At 72.2% G+C, this 16,349-nt stretch carries 15 protein-coding genes and 1 pseudogene; 12 read left to right on the top strand and 4 right to left on the bottom strand.

Features of this window, described 5'->3' with window-relative positions; all coding sequences use genetic code 11:
* Positions 1-165 precede the first annotated feature (165 nt).
* Positions 166-1,266, top strand: a complete 1,101-nt coding sequence (locus ACZ501_RS17440; protein ID WP_468796312.1) for a pyridoxal-phosphate-dependent aminotransferase family protein — start codon at positions 166-168, stop codon at positions 1,264-1,266.
* Positions 1,263-2,216: a quinone oxidoreductase family protein gene (locus ACZ501_RS17435; RefSeq protein ID WP_468796310.1), complete on the top strand. Its 954-nt coding sequence runs from the start codon at positions 1,263-1,265 to the stop codon at positions 2,214-2,216. The genes ACZ501_RS17440 and ACZ501_RS17435 overlap by 4 nt, the downstream gene beginning before the upstream one ends.
* A 50-nt stretch (positions 2,217-2,266) precedes the next feature.
* Here ACZ501_RS17435 and ACZ501_RS17430 read toward each other — a convergent pair whose 3' ends face one another.
* Complete coding sequence (locus tag ACZ501_RS17430; RefSeq protein WP_361609952.1) at positions 2,267-3,214, bottom strand: diiron oxygenase; 948 nt, start codon at positions 3,212-3,214, stop codon at positions 2,267-2,269.
* An 87-nt stretch (positions 3,215-3,301) separates the two neighbouring features.
* Here ACZ501_RS17430 and ACZ501_RS17425 point away from each other — a divergent pair, with 87 nt between their 5' ends.
* The 6 genes from ACZ501_RS17425 (at position 3,302) to ACZ501_RS17400 (ending at position 8,215) form a co-directional block, all read left to right on the top strand.
* A complete protein-coding gene (locus tag ACZ501_RS17425; RefSeq protein WP_468796308.1) occupies positions 3,302-4,825 on the top strand; it encodes an RraA family protein in 1,524 nt (507 codons plus the stop codon).
* On the top strand, positions 4,773-5,159 hold the full coding sequence (locus ACZ501_RS17420; protein WP_361609950.1) for a 2Fe-2S iron-sulfur cluster-binding protein: 387 nt from the start codon (positions 4,773-4,775) through the stop codon (positions 5,157-5,159). Before ACZ501_RS17425 ends, ACZ501_RS17420 begins: the two co-directional genes overlap by 53 nt.
* Before the next feature lie 258 nt (positions 5,160-5,417).
* Positions 5,418-5,837, top strand: coding sequence for a hypothetical protein (locus ACZ501_RS17415; protein WP_362456435.1), 420 nt, complete (start codon positions 5,418-5,420; stop codon positions 5,835-5,837).
* Positions 5,837-6,763: a ketopantoate reductase family protein gene (locus tag ACZ501_RS17410; protein WP_468796306.1), complete on the top strand. Its 927-nt coding sequence runs from the start codon at positions 5,837-5,839 to the stop codon at positions 6,761-6,763. The genes ACZ501_RS17415 and ACZ501_RS17410 overlap by 1 nt, the downstream gene beginning before the upstream one ends.
* 50 nt (positions 6,764-6,813) lie before the next feature.
* On the top strand, positions 6,814-7,518 hold the full coding sequence (locus ACZ501_RS17405) for a M24 family metallopeptidase (protein WP_468796638.1): 705 nt from the start codon (positions 6,814-6,816) through the stop codon (positions 7,516-7,518).
* A 34-nt stretch (positions 7,519-7,552) separates the two neighbouring features.
* Positions 7,553-8,215: a YczE/YyaS/YitT family protein gene (locus ACZ501_RS17400; protein ID WP_361603619.1), complete on the top strand. Its 663-nt coding sequence runs from the start codon at positions 7,553-7,555 to the stop codon at positions 8,213-8,215.
* A gap of 4 nt (positions 8,216-8,219) precedes the next feature.
* Here the strand turns inward: ACZ501_RS17400 and gatA are convergent, their stop codons facing one another.
* Both gatA and ACZ501_RS17390 read right to left on the bottom strand, forming a co-directional pair.
* Positions 8,220-9,731, bottom strand: a complete 1,512-nt coding sequence (gatA, locus tag ACZ501_RS17395) for an Asp-tRNA(Asn)/Glu-tRNA(Gln) amidotransferase subunit GatA (protein ID WP_468796304.1) — start codon at positions 9,729-9,731, stop codon at positions 8,220-8,222.
* Positions 9,732-9,796: 65 nt separating this feature from the next.
* Positions 9,797-9,928: pseudogene (locus tag ACZ501_RS17390) on the bottom strand (Asp-tRNA(Asn)/Glu-tRNA(Gln) amidotransferase subunit GatC); the annotation flags it as partial.
* Between the two features lie 670 nt (positions 9,929-10,598).
* Here ACZ501_RS17390 and ACZ501_RS17385 point away from each other — a divergent pair.
* From ACZ501_RS17385 to ACZ501_RS17375, 3 genes are all read left to right on the top strand, one after another.
* Complete coding sequence (locus ACZ501_RS17385) at positions 10,599-11,636, top strand: NAD-dependent epimerase/dehydratase family protein (protein ID WP_361603625.1); 1,038 nt, start codon at positions 10,599-10,601, stop codon at positions 11,634-11,636.
* The gene (locus ACZ501_RS17380) at positions 11,630-12,937 is read left to right on the top strand and encodes a DegT/DnrJ/EryC1/StrS family aminotransferase (protein WP_361603628.1); all 1,308 of its coding nucleotides are present in this window, start codon (positions 11,630-11,632) and stop codon (positions 12,935-12,937) included. Before ACZ501_RS17385 ends, ACZ501_RS17380 begins: the two co-directional genes overlap by 7 nt.
* Before the next feature lie 77 nt (positions 12,938-13,014).
* Entirely contained in the window at positions 13,015-14,217 is a 1,203-nt protein-coding gene (locus ACZ501_RS17375) for an MFS transporter (protein ID WP_468796302.1), read from the top strand.
* 106 nt (positions 14,218-14,323) lie between these two features.
* On the opposite strand, the gene ACZ501_RS17370 is transcribed toward ACZ501_RS17375, so the two are convergent.
* A complete protein-coding gene (locus ACZ501_RS17370) occupies positions 14,324-14,746 on the bottom strand; it encodes a MarR family winged helix-turn-helix transcriptional regulator (protein ID WP_361603634.1) in 423 nt (140 codons plus the stop codon).
* Between the two features lie 182 nt (positions 14,747-14,928).
* Here ACZ501_RS17370 and eno point away from each other — a divergent pair, with 182 nt between their 5' ends.
* A complete protein-coding gene (gene eno, locus ACZ501_RS17365) occupies positions 14,929-16,206 on the top strand; it encodes a phosphopyruvate hydratase (RefSeq protein ID WP_468796300.1) in 1,278 nt (425 codons plus the stop codon).
* Positions 16,207-16,349: the final 143 nt, after the last annotated feature.

Genomic DNA, 16,349 nt, shown 5'->3' with positions numbered 1-16,349 from the left:
GGCGGCCGAAAGCACCGGGCGGCAGCCGGCAGGCTGCCGCCCGGGCTGCTGTCCGCCCCCGTCCACCAGCAGTCACCGGCCCCCGAGGAAGGGGAAGTCTTGATCACACAGGCCTCGACAGGCCAACCAGAGGGCCCGCCGGCCACGAAGGAAGAACCGCTGGCCATGGTGGTCGGCCCCACCCGGCCGGCACCGTCCGTCCTGGAGCGGATGTCCGCGCCCACTCCGCCCATCACCGACCCGGAGTTCATCGCCGAGTTCGGCCGCTGCCTGGCCAGGACGCGCCGGCTGGTCGGCTCGGCCGCGGCGGAGGTGGCGGTGGTTCCGGGGACCGGCACCAGCGGTATGGAAAGCCTGGCCGTCAGCCTGCTGCGGCCCGGCGCCCCCGTCCTCGTGGCATCCACCGGGATGTGGGGGGACCGCTGGCGCGACATCTGCCTGCGCCACGGCATACCCGTCCACGCACCGAGGTTCCCGGCGGGGCGGGCGCCCGATCCCGACCTGCTCGGCACGCTGCTGTCCCGGCGGCGCCACCAGGCCCTGCTCGTGGTCCACGTCGACTCCAGCAGCGGTGTCCGCGCGGACCTCCCGCAGATGGCCCGGCTGGCGCACGACCACGGCGCCCTGTGCCTGGTGGACGGGGTCTCGGCCGTCGGCGCGGAGGACATCGCCATGGACGCGTGGGATCTGGACGCGTACCTCGGCGGCCCGCCGAAGGGGCTCGCCGGGCCGCCCGGCCTGGCGATGCACGCGCTGGGCCCCCGTGCCGTCGACGCGATGCGCGACCGGGACTGGACGCCCCACGCGTACGCACTCGACCTGAAGCCCTGGATGCCGGTCATGGCCGCACTGGAGCGCGGCGAGTTCGCGTACTGCCAGTCACCCGCCGGCAACCTGGTCCTCGGCCTGTCCGAAGCGCTCCGGCTGGCACTGGCCGAGGGGCGCGGGTCGCGGGTCGCCCGGCACGCGGCGCTGCGCGACGCCTTGCACACGGGTCTGGCCGAACTGGACGTGAGGCTGCTGGTCCCGGAGCCGCGGGAACGGGCCAACGGCCTGACCGTCGGGGTGGTGCCCCGAGGCCTGACGAGCGACGAGTTCCTCGGGGCGGTCGCCGAGCAGGGGGTCGTCCTGCCCGCCGGGACCTACCGGGCCACCGGCTTCCGGACGTTCCGCGTCGGGCACCTGGGAACGGTGGAGGACGCGGACATCACCCGGACGATCGGCGCGGTACGGACCGCGCTGCGGACCTTGCGGAGGTACTCGTGACGACTCGCACCCTCGCGGCCCGTCTCACCCACACCGGCCGCGCACCGGAGGTGGCCGAGGTCGAGCTGCGCGAACCCGGCGCGGGCGAGGTGGTGGTCGATCTGCACTTCGCCGCCCTGAACCCCCTGGACACGTACGTCATCCAGGGCTCGGTCGCGGGCGAGGCCCCCCGGCCGCGCGTCCTGGGCGTGGAAGGCGCGGGCATGTGTGAAGGCCGCCCGGTGGTGGTGCACGGCGGCGGACTGGGGATCGTACGGGACGGTACCTGGGCCGAACGGGTCGTCGCACCCCGGGAGGCGCTGGTGCCGGTTCCGGACGGGGTGGCACTGACCGCCGCCGCCTCGGCGGCGGTCGTCGGCACCACCGCGATCCGGGTGACGGGGGACCTGGGCCGGGTCGACGGGGACGACCGGGTGCTGGTGCTCGGCGCCGGCGGCGGGGTGGGCCTCGCGGTGATCAGCCTGTGCCGCGCCGCGGGCGCCCGGGTGTGGGGGCAGACCGCGGGAGCCGGAAAGGCGAAGGCCATCGCCGCGGCCGGCGCCGAACCGGTTCTGGCCGCGACGGCGGGCGACCTGGCCGAAGCCGTGGCCGGGGCGGCGGCTCCGACCGTGGTGTTCGACGCCCTCGGCGGCGCGTTCACGGCCGCCGCGCTGGAACTGCTCGCCGAGCGCGGCCGTCTGATCAGCTACGGCACGAGCGCCGGCCCGCAGAGCACGGTCCCCATGCGGGTGCTGTACCGCAGGAACCTGAGCGTGATCGGGTACGGGGGCGTGGGTGAGCCCCCGGAGCGGATCCGGTCCGGCACGGAACTGGCCCTGCGGGCGGCGCTCGACGGTTCGCTGGTCGTTCCGGTGCACGAGGTCCTGCCCCTGACCCAGGTCGGAGCGGCCCTGCGGACATTGACCAACCGGGGCGCCGCGGGCAAAGTTCTGCTCGACGTCAGGTCCTGATGGCTGATCGAGCCGGCCGCTGCCCGCGCCCGGCCGGCTCGATCGGCGCTTCACCCCAGTAGCCCACACTGGAAGAAGGAGTCGGCCACCTTGCTCGACTCGAAGACCCCATTGCGTTCGAACAGACGCAGCGTGGAGGCCGCCGCAGCGCGCATCTCCGCCCGCAGACGCCCGTCCGGATACGTCTCCTCGACCACTCCCGTGACCGCCTCGAAGTCCAGCCCGGTGAACCTGAGCATGTCGTGCGCCGCGTCCACGTCGGGGCGCAGGAACGCGAGCGTGAACTCGGGCAGCAGCGCCCCGACCAGATCGCGTTCCCTGTCCGTCAGCTGAGGCCACGCGTACTCGAAGAACTTGACGAAGTAGGCGTGGTGCCGGCCCTCGTCCTCGGCGTGGTCGGCGATCGTCTCCCGCACCACCGTGCACACCCGCTGGTCCTTGGGTATCCCCGACAGGATGCTGGAGATCAACGTCTCCGAGACCACGGTGAAGAAGAGATCGGCCAGGGGCCGGTACTGCGGTTCGAGTCCGTCCTTCAGAGCCTCCAGCCGGGTGAGGAAGTAGGGCTGCTGCCTGGCGGCGCACGGACGTTCGCGGGTGGCGGCGATCAGCTGCTCCTGCAGGTCGTCGGAGAACTGCGCGTGCCAGGCCTCGTCCGTACAGATCCTGTAGGAGTCCCGGACCATCTCGTCCGGCAGATCGAATCCGCTGCGGCGGCGGCTGATGAGCTGGGTGACCGGCGATACGACGAGCTGTTCGAGATCCGCGGTGAAATCGAGATAGATGTAGAGGCGCTGCAGCAGCAAGCTCTTGATGACCTCCTCCTCCCGCTCCCTGACCATGGGGTGGTAGAGAGCCGGAACCAGTTCCGGCGGGAAGAACACCTTTCCCGCCTCCAGTTCCTCCAATACGCGGCGCGGCTTGGCACGGACGCTCGACCTGTTCTCCCAGCTGGAAAAGCAGGACCGGTACTGGCGCGAGTCTGCTGCAAAAGGCACAGTGATCCTCCGGTGAAAGGTGGTGGCCGAATACGGCCACCGCCAAAGAATCGACCGAATACACCGCCGAAATCAAGGGGCAGCGAAATGACCGAAGCGACCAACGAGTGGTTCGTCGACGCGGATGTCGTCAGCAAGCTGAGCACCGCTTACACGGGGGCCCTTACCGACATCCTCGACGGCCTCGGCTACGTCAAGCAGAGCCTTTCGGGGAACTTCCTCTTCCCCGACCCCACGATGCGCATGGTCGGGCCGGTGTATCCGGTGGAGTGCACGCCCAATCCCCTCGCCGTCTCCCACGGCAAGAGCGCCCGGGGGCTCTTCGAAATGCTCGCCTCCGTGCCGTCCGGCCACATCACCGTCGTGCAGATGAACGGAATTGACGCCTCCATATTCGGCGACCTCTCCATCACCGCGCTCCAGGCCCAGGGAGCGGCCGGCGCGCTCATCGACGGCGGCGCCCGCGACGTGCACACCGTGCGGGAGATGGGCTTCCCGGTGATCTCCCGGTTCGTCCGGCCGCAGGGCTTCATCCAGCGCGGTGACTGGGTGAGCTGGGGCAAGGAGCCGGTGCACATCGAGGGGGTCCGGATCGCCCCCGGGGACTACCTGGTCGCCGACGGCTCGGGCGTGGTGATCGTGCCTCGGGAGGTCGCCGCGAAGGTCGCCGACGAGGCCGTCGACGTGGCCGCCAAGGAGGAGTACCTGCGCGACGCCGTCCGTTCGGGCATGAACCCCGTGGAGGCGTTCGAGCGGTACCTGGTGAACGGCGAGACGCGCGCCGCCGGCGGCGCGCAGGCGTCCGGCGGCGCCGGCTGCTGCGGCGAGCGCAAGGCCGTCCAGCAGCTGGAGCGCGGCGCCCGGACGACCACGACCGTCGCACCGCCCGGGGCTTCCCGCCCGCCCGCCGGCAACGCCCCGTCCGCCCCCACCGCGGCGGCCGCCGCGTCCCGTCCCTACCGGGGCCGGGTCGCGGAGGGCGACCTGACCCGGCGGGCGGGCGTCGAGCAGCTGGAGGAGCGGGGCGTCGACGTCGTCGCGCTGCGGGAGAAGCTGATCGACGCCGCCGCGGCCGAGTTCACGACGTACTACTACTACACCGTGCTGCGGCACTTCCTCGCGGGCAAGGAGGACTACAAGGCGATCGCCGAGGACGCCCGCCTGGAGGACCGCTCGCACTTCGAGCTGATCACCCCGAGGATCTTCGAGCTGGGCGGCACCATTCCGTTCGACATCAGGGACTTCGCCGACCGGGCCGGCTGCCCGGACGCCTACCTGCCCAACACGAACAACGGCCGGCTCACCTGGGGGGCCGACGGCGCGGACGCGGTCAGCCCCGCCGACTCGGTGGAGATCCTGACCGTGCTCCTGGAGGCCGAGCGCTGCGCCGTGCGCTCCTGGTGGGAGATCTGCGACATGACCTTCGGCAAGGACCCCAGGACCTACGAGCTCGCGATGCGCATCCTTAACGAGGAGATCGAGCACGAGGCCTGGTTCATCGAACTGCTCAGCATGGAGCGGGACGGCGTCGCCCGCCCGTCCGGACACTTCAAGCGGGGTGAGATCGGTGACGCCCCCTGGAGCCGGAACAAGCCCTTCGGACACCCGTAACCCGGAGGGTTTCACGATCCGCATCGAGTTCGAGGGGGCCGTCCACACGATATTCGCCCACCGGAACGAAACACTCCTCGACGCGGCCGCCAGGAACGGGATATTCCTTCCCCGGACCTGCTGCCAGGGCTGGTGCACCACCTGCGCCGCGCGAGTGGTGCAGGGTACGGCGGACCATTCGGAAGCCAAGCGCTTCTACGCGGCCGACGCGGCGGCCGGATTCTCCCTGCTCTGTTCTGCCCGCCCCCTGTCGGACATGAGTGTGGTGGCGGGCCGGCATGCCGATTTCCGTGAGCACCGGATTCGGAACGGACTTCCGGTCCCCCGAGGATGATTTCCGGTGCCCGTGCCGGAGAGCGGTCAGCGGCCGGCGTGATCGGAAACCGATCATGCCGGCCGCTCATTTCGTTTTCCCGGCCGCTTCGTCCGGCGGTCCCGTTCGTTGACAGCAACTCGGCACCGGTGCTTACCTACTTCCATGCATCTGTTTATCGCCGAAAGGCTTTGCGTCACGGTGGAATCCGTCGACTTTCACAATCCCAACCGCCCGCAGGACGGCCGTGAATGCGGGGCGCGCCTCGAGCTCCGGTTCGTGGAAAGGGACGGCCTGCCGGGATCGATCTACGTCTCCCGGGCGCTCACCCTCGCGCGGGCGATCTGCCGCTTCGATCTGCTGGAGTCCGCTCCGGGGGCCCAGGACCGCGTGCACTGGCATCCCGCGATGGAGAACGGCGAGGCGTTCAAGCGGCTGTACGACGAGGACCTGAGCCGCGATCCGCTCGGCTGGCTGGGCGAGCGCCTGCGCGACGGCGTCCGCACCCTGGAGCTGGGCGGCGTGGAGGATGCCGGACGCTTCGCCGTGGACGCCGAGGTGCTGGCCGAGTCGGCCGACGCGATCGTCGCCGAGACCGCGGCGACGCTCGACGGGCTGCGCCGCGACGGGTGGCCGCCGGTCTTCGCGCGGGACGAACGGGGCATGGCGCTGCGGGCCCCCTCCGGTTCAGCGTCCTGATGCGGATCCTCGTCGTCGGGGCCGGCGCCACCGGCGGCTACTTCGGCGGGCGCCTGGCCGAAGCGGGCCGTGACGTCACCTTCCTGGTGCGGCCCGCGCGGGCGGCTCGACTGCGCTCCACGGGGCTCGTGATCCGCAGCCCGTACGGTGACCTGGGCCTGGACCCGAAGCTGGCCTGCGCGGACCAGCTGCTGGGCGAGTACGACCTCGTCCTGCTGGCCGTCAAGGCGTACTCCCTGGACCGGACGCTCACCGACCTCGCCCCGGCCGTCAGCCCGCGCACGGTGATCCTGCCCCTGCTCAACGGGATGCGCCACATCCCGCTGCTGCGGCAGAAGTACGGTTCGAGCACGGTGCTCGGAGGGGTCTGCCGGGTGACCACCCTGCTCGACGAGGACGGCAGCGTCCTCCAGCTGAACAGCACCCAGGAGATCGCCTACGGCACGTGCGGCGCGGCCCCTGCGGTCGCACCGGCCCGCGTCCGGGCGGTCGACGCGGCTCTGCGCGGCGCGGGCTTCACCGTCCGGCACTCCGAGGACATCACCCAGGAGATGTGGGAGAAGTGGGTGCACGTCGCCGCGGTGGGGGCGGTGACCTGTCTGATGCGCGGAGTGATCGGCGATGTCGTCGCGAGCCCCGGCGGCCGGGACTTCGCCGCCCGGACCCTCGCGGAATGCGCGGCCGTCGCGGCCGCCTGCGGGCGTCCGGTGCGGGCCGAGTCCCTGAAGCAGAGTCTGGCGGCCCTCACCGAGCCGGAGTCGGACACCGCGTCCTCGCTCTACCGCGACCTCCTGCGCGGCGGACCGGTGGAGGCCTCCCACGTGCTCGGCGACCTCATCGAGCGGGGGGACCGGCGCGCGGTGGGCATGCCGCTGCTCCGGCTCGCGTACACCCACCTGAACGTCTACCAGCGGTCGCTGGGCTGACGACACCACAAGACCGGCCCTGGACGGAGACACAGTTCGTGAGCGAGTCGATGGACACCCCGGCGGTCGACGAGGCCGCCCGCGCGAGGAACCTGATCGCGGCAGAACGCAAGGCAGTCGCCCTGTTCGACGAGGTCACCCGGCAGGGTCTCGTCAAGCCGGGGCTCCTGGAGTCGGCCATCAGTGACGGCATCCGGGACCTGGCCGCCGACATGTTCGGCACGAAGCGGCACTGGCACAAGCGGATCGTGCGGGCCGGGGAGAACACGCTCCACCCGTACAAGGCCAATCCGCCGGACCGCGTGGTCGCGGAGGACGACATCGTCTTCCTCGACTTCGGACCGGTCTTCGACGAGTGGGAGGCCGACTTCGGACGCACCTACGTCCTGGGCGACGACCCGGTGAAGCTGCGCATCGCCGCGGACCTCCCCCTCGTGTGGGAGGCGGGCCGCGAACACTTCGAGAGCCACCCCGACATCACGGGGGCCGAGCTGTACGCGCACGTCTGCCGCCTGGCGCAGGACGCCGGCTGGCACTTCGGCGGCCCGCACAGCGGCCATCTGGTGGGCGAGTTCCCGCACGAGCTGATCGAAGCCGATCTGGTGAACAGCTACATCGCGCCGACCAACCCGAACCGCCTGCGGGGGAAGGACGACGCCGGCCGCCGGTGCCACTGGATCCTCGAAGTCCACCTGGTCGACCCGCGGCGCCGCTTCGGCGGGTTCTACGAGCAACTGCTCACCTTGAGCCACTGAGACCGGACCGTCGACCGTCACAGGAAGGTTCACGATGGCACGCACGGCCGCGTCGATGCCGCGCTGGTCCCGCCTCACCACGCACCGGCTCCTGACCTACCTGGGCGGCTGCGTCGTGTTCTCGACGGGGGCCTACCTCTTCATCCACTCCGACCTCGGCACCGATCCGCTGGACGTCTTCGCCCTGGGGCTGCTCCGGCACGTGCCGCTCACGGTGGGGATCGCGCAGGGTCTGATCGCGGCGGTCTGCATCCTGGTCCGGGCCGCCTGGTACCGCCGCCGCCCCGTACTGATGCCGTTCGCCACCTTCTTCCTGTGCGGGAGCCTCATCGACCTGCTGCTGTTCCTGGAGCCCGCGCGGTTCCTGCCGCTCCCTGCCCCCGCCACCATGCTGCTCGCCACCATGCTCTGCGCGTACGCCTCATCGCTGATCATCATGAGCGGCATAGGCATCCGTGCGATGGACCTCGTCGCGATCGCCATGACCGAGAAGTGGGGCTGGCCCTTCTGGATCGCGAAGATGTCCATGGAGGGCGTCCTCCTGCTCTCCGGCTACCTGATGGGCGGACCCGTCGGCGTGGGGACGCTGTGCTTCCTGCTGGTGGTGGACACGCTCATCCAGCCGTTCCTGCGGGTGAACGAGCGTGTCCTGCGCATGCCGAACCTCGGCATGCCGAGCATCCAGAAAGTGCCCTGACGCCTCAGCCGGCCAGTTCCGGGACCTGCGCCAGCAGCGGGTGGCCCCGCCGTTCGTCGAGGACCGCCTCGACGGTTCCGCCCACCCGGTACAGGCGGTCGTCGGCCATGGGCGGGGCGATGATCTGGAGGCCGACCGGGAGGCCGTCCTCGGGTGCCAGCCCGCACGGCAGCGACATGACGGCGTTGCCGGCCAGGTTCGACGGGATCGTGCACAGGTCCGCCAGGTACATCGCGACCGGGTCGTCGACCCGCTCGCCGATCGGGAAGGCGGTGGTGGGCGTGGTCGGCGACACCAGCACGTCCACGTGCCGGAAGGCCGCGTCGAAGTCCCGCACGATCAGGGTGCGGACCTTCTGGGCGGAGCCGTAGTACGCGTCGTAGTAGCCCGAGCTGAGCGCGTAGGTGCCCAGCATGATGCGGCGCTTGACCTCGGGTCCGAAGCCGGCGGCCCGGGTCACCGCGGTCACCTCCTCGGCGCTGCGCGCCCCGTCGTCGCCGGCCCGCAGGCCGTAGCGCATCGCGTCGAACCGGGCCAGGTTCGACGAGGCCTCGCTGGGCGCGATCAGGTAGTACGCGGCGAGCGCGAGGTCGAAGGACGGGCACGACACCTCGACCACCTCGGCGCCGAGCTCGCGCAGCAGCTCCACCGCCTCCTCGAACCGCTGCATGACGCCGGCCTGGTAGCCGTCGCCGCGCAGTTCCTTGACCACGCCGATCCGCATGCCGCGGATCTCGCCGCGCCGCGCGGCCGCGACGACGGCCGGTACGGGACCGTCGATCGAGGTGGAGTCGAGAGGGTCGTGGCCGGCGATGACCGCGTGCAGCAGGGCCGTGTCGAGGACGGTGCGGGCGCAGGGGCCCCCCTGGTCGAGGGAGGAGGAGTACGCCACGAGGCCGTACCGGGACACCGCGCCGTAGGTCGGCTTCACCCCGACGGTGCCGGTGAGGGCGGCGGGCAGCCGGATGGAACCCCCGGTGTCGGTGCCGATGGCGAGCGGGGCCTGGAAGGCGGCCAGCGCGGCCGCCGAGCCGCCGCCGGAGCCCCCCGGGATCCGGGTGAGGTCCCAGGGGTTGCCGGTGGGACCGTAGGCGCTGTTCTCGGTCGAGGACCCCATGGCGAACTCGTCCATGTTGGTCTTCCCGAGGATGACCGTACCGGCCGCCCGCAGGCGCTGGGTCACCGTGGCGTCGTACGGCGGGATCCAGCCTCCGAGGACCTTGGAACCGCAGGTGGTGGGCAGGCCCCTGGTCGCGAAGACGTCCTTGAGGGCGAGCGGTACGCCGGCCAGCGGCCCCAGCTCCTCGCCCCGCGCCCGGGCGGTGTCGACGGCCTGCGCCGCCTCCAGCGCGCCCACTTCGTCGACGTGCAGGAAGGCGTTGACCAGCTTGTCCACGGCCCCGATCCGGTCGAGGTGCGCCTGCGTGACCTGGACCGCCGAGACCTCCCCGGCGGCGATGGCCCCGGCGGTCCTGGCGGCCGTCCAGCGGGTGACGTCGAGATTCTGCTCGGCCATGGCTTTCACTCCTCCCCGGCGGAACGCGCGGCGCGGCGGTCCTGCGACGGCCCGTCGGCTCTGGCCTCGCCGACGCGAGCGACCGCCCGGACGATGCCGTCGAGCTGGGGGGTGAGGTGGTCCAGCTCATCGCTCGTCAGATCCAGATGCGACAGCCGTGCGAAGTGGACGACCTCTTCGCGGGTGATGCCAGGCATGCGGCTTTACCTCGGGGTGCGGGTTCGGGGTCCTGCCGGGCGCAGGAAAGATCCTCATCATAGTGATCCCGGCCGCCCGCAGCAGCCGCATTGGTTCCAACTCCCTTGGCCGGTCGAATCGTTGGCCGAATCCTGACGCGAACGTTCGACCCGGGGGCCTGCCCGGCAGCCCGCCCGCCGGAGCGGGGGCGCGCGATCCTGCGCCCAGCTCGTCCACCTCCGTGGCGTTCGGGCGGAAAGATCCCGCTGTGGACGAAAGGTCAAGCCCGCCTAACCGGCCATCCGGGCCGTGCGCCGCAGGGACGCCCATCCCGCTTCCGGTTCGGGCGGAGCGCCTCCCTCCGCCCTCGATCGTCGCGAAAACATACCGGCTCCGCTCTTCTCGTCGCAGGGCGGCCGGGCGGGACGCAGTCTCGGCCACTCTCCCCGGCACCCCTTGCGTCGGCGGGGAGGAATCGTGGTGAACTGGGTGAGCCGTAACCAATCAGGGCGTGAGCGGCACTGCGCATCCCCCACCAGGGTCGAACGGCACCCCCTGTCGAGTGCGCCGCCGCATGGGCGGCGCCGGGCGTGTGCGCCCCGGGGGTGACCACCGGTCAGTGTTCGCCCGTGCCCGCCCCTCCCCCCGCTTCGCATCCCGAATGGAGTGACCGTGCACCACGGCCCCGACATGCCCGAAACGCACTACGCGGAGGTAGCCGTCACCGGCGGAGCCGGTTTCGTCGGCCGGCATCTCGTCACGGCCCTCAGCCTTCTGTCCCAGAAGGTCACCGTCGTCGACCACGCCCCCCTTCCTCCCGGCCTCGCGGCCCTGCCCGGCGTCTCCTACGTCCGTGCCGACCTGCGCGATTACGGTGAGACGTTATTGGCGCTGCAGGGCGCCGACGCCGTGTTCCACCTGGCGGGCAACGCCAGCGGCACCGAGTCCGTGGTGAATCCCCGCCACGACTTCCATCTCAACGCCCTCGGGACCTGCAACGTCGGCAACGCCTGCCTGGAACTGGGCGTGCGCCGCCTCGTCTACCTCTCCTCCGCCATCGTCTACGGCACCCCGCGCCAGAGCCCGATCCGCGAGGACCACCCCACGCAGCCCTTCCTGCCGTACGGCGCCTCCAAGCTCTCCGGCGAACTGACCCTGCGCAGCCTGCACGCGACGGCCGGACTGCCCGTCGTCATCGGCCGGTCCTTCGTCGTCTACGGTCCGGGCGAGGACCCGCGCCGGGCGGGCGGGGAGGCCTCGCAGTTCCTGCGCTGGCACCTGAACGAGCAGCCCATCCCGGTGGTCGGCGACATCGACCGCAAGCGCCGCGACTTCATCCACGTCGAGGACCTGTGCCGGGCCCTGATGACCCTGGCCGGCCGCGGCGCCGACGGCGAGACCTACAACCTGGCCACCGGAACCGCCGTCTCGATGCGCGAGCTCGCCGAGGTGGTGGGGACGGCGACCGGCCGCCCGGCGCTGCTGGACGCCGACACCTCCAGCCTGGCCGACAGCTTCACGCTCCTCGCCGACGTCACCCGTCTGCGAGCGCTGGGCTTCACCCCCCGGGTGAGCCTGGCCGAGGGCCTCACCGCCCTCGCCGGCCTGCTCGGGCCGTTCCCCGAGATCCCGTCCGCCAGGGCGGTGTTCCGCCGCGAGCCTCCGGCCCGGCGGAGGCTGACGCTGACCGCCTCGGTCGGAGCCGGTGAGGAGGCCAGGACGTGCTAGCCGTCGACGGAGGCTCCCCGCTGCTCTCCGGGAACGAGGTGGCCCCCTGGCCGCACATCACCGACGCCGACCGCAAGGCCGTGCTCGACGCGCTGGACGAGGCGACCCCCTGGCACTGGCCCATGCGCACGGTCAGCGAACTCCAGGACGCCTGGGCCGAGTTCACCGGCATGCCCTACGTCCTCGCCGCCAACTCCGGCACTGCGGCCCTGCACATGGCGATCGCGGCCGCCGGGGTGGAGCCCGGCGACGAGGTACTCGTACCGGCCGACACCTTCCTCGCCTCGGCCTCCTGCGTGCTCCAGGCCAACGCCATCCCGGTGTTCGTGGACACCGACCTCGCGACGTTCAACCTCGACCCGGCCCGGATCGAGGAACGCATCACCGACCGGACCCGGGCGATCGTCGCCGTGGACCTCAACGGCCTGCCCGCCGACTACGACGCCCTGCGCGCCATCGCCGACCGGCACGGCCTCGTCCTGATCGAGGACGCCTCCCAGGCCCACGGCGCCACCTACCGGGGCCGCCCGGTCGGGTCCCTCGGCACCCTGAGCGGCGCCAGCCTCAACGGGTCCAAGACCCTCTCCGCCCTCGGCGAGGGGGGCCTGTTCGCGACCCGCGACGAGGACCGGCACCGGCTGGCCAGGCGGGTGCTGATGTTCGGCGAGGAACTGCCCGGGCAGAGCCGGGACTACAACGCCCGCATCATGGGCTGGAACTACCGCATCGACGTCCTCGCCGCCGCGTTCGCCCGCTCCCAGCTCACCCGTCTGCCGGAGATGTCCCTCGCCCGGCAGGCCAACGGCGCGGCGCTCACCCAGGCCCTCGCCGGCGTACCCGGCATCCGCCCGCCGGTCGTGCCCGAGGAGCGCACGCACGTCTACTTCTTCTATCCGCTGCTCGTCATGCCCGAGGAACTCGGACTCGACGGCCTGCCCGTCGCCGCCTTCCGCGACGCGCTCTCCCGGGCGGTCAACGCCGAAGGCCTGAACATCATGCGCTGGCAGCCGCAGCCGGTCCCCGGGCAGACCCTGTTCCAGGAGCTGCGCGGCTACGGCCGGGGCTGCCCGTGGAGCTGCGGGCACGCCCGCCCCGGGCACCACTACGATCCGGCGCAGTACCCGGTGAGCGAGGAGGTCTGCCTGCGCCGCCTGGTGCTGGGGCAGAGCTTCAGCTCCTTCGGCCCGCCCAACGACACGGCGACGATGCACCGCTACGCCGACGTCCTGTACAAGGTCCTTGTCGAGGAGCGGGAGGCGTTGATCGCCCTCACCCGGCGGACGGCCGGTTCGGCGCGATGACGGGTGCTCCCGCCGCACGACGCGCGGCGGGAGCGTCCGGGTACGACCAGGCACGAGCGACAAGGGGACGGACGTAGATGCGCAACGAGCCCGAGACCGTGGGGGCGGGGGCGGCGCCGCCGTCCGCCGGTGCCCGGCGCCGGAGTCCGCGGGCGATGCGGGTGGCCGTCTGCGCGGTCTTCTTCGTCACCGGGGCCGCCTTCGCCACCTGGGCGGCCCGGGTGCCCGCCGTCCAGGGCCGGCTGGACCTGTCCGCCGGCGAGCTGGCGGTGGCACTCGTCGGCCTGAGCGCGGGTGCCTTCCTCGGGCTGCCGCTGGTCGGCGGCCTGGTGGCGAGGTACGGCAGCCGTACGGTCCTGTGCACCGGGATGGCGGCCTACCTGGGCGCCCTCGCGAGCCTGCCCCTCGTACCGGACCTGGCGGCCCTGACGGCGGCCCTGGCGGTGTTCGCGTGCGGCAACACGGCCGTCGACGTCGCGATGAACACCCAGGGCGTCCTCGTCGAACGCGCCTACGGCCGTCCCGTCCTCGGCGGCTTCCACGCCATGTTCAGCCTCGGCGGCATCACCGGCGCCACGGCGGGGGGCCTGGCGGCCTCCGCCGGGATCGGCATCCGGGCGCACTTCACGGTGGCGGCGCTCGTCCTGCTGGTGGTGGCGGGGGCGGCGGCCACGGCCCTGGCCCCCGAACCGCCGAAGGCCGGGGGCCCCTCGCGCACGGGCCCTCTGCTGGCCCTGCCCGGTCCGGGCCTGTGGATCCCCGGCCTGGTGGCGTTCTGCGCGCTGATGGGGGAGGGAGTGGTCAACGACTGGGGCGCGGTGTACCTGAAGGAGGAGACCGGCGCCTCACCGGGCGCGGCGGGCCTGGGGTACGCCGTCTTCTCCGCGGGCATGGTCGTCGGCCGCCTCACCGCCGACCGGCTGCGCGCGCGCTTCGGCACGGCCCGCTTCACGCTCGTCTGCGCCGCGGTGGCGGGCGCCGGGGCCCTGATCCCGATCCTCAGCGCGACGACGGCGGCGGGCTACGTCGGCTACACCCTGCTGGGCCTGGGCATGGCCGCGGTCATCCCCCTCGTCTTCGCCCACGCCGCCGCCCTGCGGCCCGACCGCACGGGCTCCTCCATCGCCGCCGTCTCGGCGGTGGGCTACGTCGGCTTCCTCGCGGGGCCCCCGATCATCGGGGCCCTGGCGGAGGCGACGACGCTGCGGTGGGCGATGCTGGTGCTGCCGACGCTGATGGCGGCCATGGCAGCCCTGTCCCCCCGTCTCCGCCGCCCCTGACCCTCGTACCGGAGCCTGTCGGGCCGAAGACGCCCGGCGGGCTGGGGAGTGTCGTCAAAGCAGCTCCGGCCGCCCGAAGGCCCAGGCGGGACTTCGACGGCGCGGGTCAGTGTGCCGCGAGCCGCTCCACCAGCCCGATGCCCCGCGCCAGCAGTTCGCGCTCCTCCCCCGTCAGTTCCGCCTCGATGGCCCGCGCGAGCCAGTCCGCCCTGCGCCCCCGCTCCTCCTCCAGCAGCGCCTGCCCCGCGGAGGAGAGCTCGACCAGGCTCTTGCGGCCGTCGGTCGGGTGCGCCCGGCGGGTGATCAGGCCCTGCTCCATGAGCAGTCCCACGGCTCGGGCCATCGACTGCGGCCGCACCCGCTGGTCGGCCGCCAGTTCGCTGGTCGTCATCGCACCGCTGCGGTCCAGGGCGCCGAGGACGGCCGCCTGGCCGAACGGCATCTGGTCTTCGAGCTTCACGCGCCGCGTGAGCTTTCCCATCGCGGTGCGCAGTTCGGCCGCGACGGCGGCGGATTCCGGAAGGGGCATACCGAATTTTAACGCAGCACGGCTGCACAGCCGAACTACTCAGCAGATCTACGCAGCAGAACTGAACAGCGAAACTAAACAGCTCAACTGCACAGCTCTGCTGTAGAGTGCGTCTCGCCGGGTCCAGCGCCACCGTCGCCGCAGCCGAAACCCGGCACGCACGCACAACGGGAAGGACTCCCATGACCGCCATCACCTCCGTCACCGGCCGCCGCGTCCTCGACAGCAGGGGCAACCCCACCGTCGAAGTGGACGTGGAACTGGCAGACGGATCCATCGGCCGGGCCGCGGTCCCCTCCGGGGCGTCGACCGGCGCCCGCGAGGCCGTCGAGCTCCGCGACGGCGACCCGGCCCGCTGGCACGGCAAGGGCGTCGACCGCGCGGTGCGCCACGTCAACACGGAGCTCGCGGCGGCCGTCGCCGGTCGTGAGGCAGAGGACCAGGCCGGCCTCGACGCCGCCCTCGTGGCCGCGGACGGCACCCCCACCAAGTCCCGGCTCGGCGCGAACGCGATCCTCGGGGTCTCCCTGGCCGCCGCCAAGGCCGCGGCCGCCGCCCACCGCCTGCCGCTCTACCGCTACCTGGGCGGCTCGGACGCCCGGCTGCTGCCCGTACCGATGATGAACATCGTCAACGGAGGCGCGCACGCCGACAATCCCCTGGACTTCCAGGAGTTCATGATCGCCCCGATCGGGGCGGAGACCTTCGCGGAGGCCGTCCGGATGGGGTCGGAGATCTTCCACACCCTGCGCCGCGACCTGCTCGCCGCCGGGCACTCCACGGGCGTGGGCGACGAGGGGGGCTTCGCTCCGGCGCTGCGCACCGCCGAAGAGGCGCTGGACTTCGTCGTCGCAGCCGTCGAACGCACGGGGTACCGGCCGGGCACCGACATCGGCCTGGTGATGGACCCCGCGTCGTCCGAGTTCTTCCGGGACGGGTTCTACGACTACGCCGGCGAGGGGGTGCGGCGCACCCCCTCCGAAAACGCCGACTACCTGGTGAAGCTGATCGACGCCTACCCCGTCGTGTCCATCGAGGACCCGATGGCCGAGGACGACCTGGAGGGCTGGCGGGACCTCACCGCCCGGGTCGGCTCACGCTGCCAGCTCACCGGCGACGACGTGTTCTGCACGAACGAGACCCTGCTCCGCGAGGGCATCGCCTCCGGGGTCGCCAACTCGGTGCTGGTCAAGGTCAACCAGATCGGCACCCTGACCGAGGCGCTGGCCACCGTCGACACGGCCCACCGGGCGGGATACACCGTCGTCATGTCGCACCGCTCGGGCGAGACGGAGGACACCACGATCGCCGACCTGGCCGTGGCCACGGGCTGCGGCCAGATCAAGACCGGCTCGCTGTCGCGCTCCGACCGCACCGCCAAGTACAACCAGCTCATCCGCATCGAGGAGCAGCTGGGCGACAGCGCCCGGTACGCCGGCGCGGAAGCGCTGCGCCGCTAGGCCGTCTCTTCCGCGGGTGCGCCCGGTGGTTGACGCCGCCGAGCGGGCTCTGTGGCCCTCCTCGTACGAACGGGGACGCGTGAGCGGTCGGGCTCGCCCGCGAGGCGGTCGCCGGCGGCGCCTGCCGGCCGGTGCCGCGGGCG

This window comes from Streptomyces sp. NPDC034085 (assembly GCF_055575555.1).
This window is presented reverse-complemented; position numbering and strand designations above follow the sequence as displayed.

What these genes read in the sequence shown, in the direction of transcription:
- eno (WP_468796300.1), top strand. Translation starts at nt 14,929, where the DNA reads ATGACCGCCATCACCTCCGTCACCGGCCGCCGCGTCCTCGACAGCAGG.
- gatA (WP_468796304.1), bottom strand. Translation starts at nt 9,731, where the DNA reads ATGGCCGAGCAGAATCTCGACGTCACCCGCTGGACGGCCGCCAGGACC.
- ACZ501_RS17400 (WP_361603619.1), top strand. Translation starts at nt 7,553, where the DNA reads ATGGCACGCACGGCCGCGTCGATGCCGCGCTGGTCCCGCCTCACCACG.
- ACZ501_RS17440 (WP_468796312.1), top strand. Translation starts at nt 166, where the DNA reads ATGGTGGTCGGCCCCACCCGGCCGGCACCGTCCGTCCTGGAGCGGATG.
- ACZ501_RS17425 (WP_468796308.1), top strand. Translation starts at nt 3,302, where the DNA reads ATGACCGAAGCGACCAACGAGTGGTTCGTCGACGCGGATGTCGTCAGC.
- ACZ501_RS17405 (WP_468796638.1), top strand. Translation starts at nt 6,814, where the DNA reads ATGGACACCCCGGCGGTCGACGAGGCCGCCCGCGCGAGGAACCTGATC.
- ACZ501_RS17385 (WP_361603625.1), top strand. Translation starts at nt 10,599, where the DNA reads ATGCCCGAAACGCACTACGCGGAGGTAGCCGTCACCGGCGGAGCCGGT.
- ACZ501_RS17375 (WP_468796302.1), top strand. Translation starts at nt 13,015, where the DNA reads ATGCGCAACGAGCCCGAGACCGTGGGGGCGGGGGCGGCGCCGCCGTCC.
- ACZ501_RS17410 (WP_468796306.1), top strand. Translation starts at nt 5,837, where the DNA reads ATGCGGATCCTCGTCGTCGGGGCCGGCGCCACCGGCGGCTACTTCGGC.
- ACZ501_RS17370 (WP_361603634.1), bottom strand. Translation starts at nt 14,746, where the DNA reads ATGCCCCTTCCGGAATCCGCCGCCGTCGCGGCCGAACTGCGCACCGCG.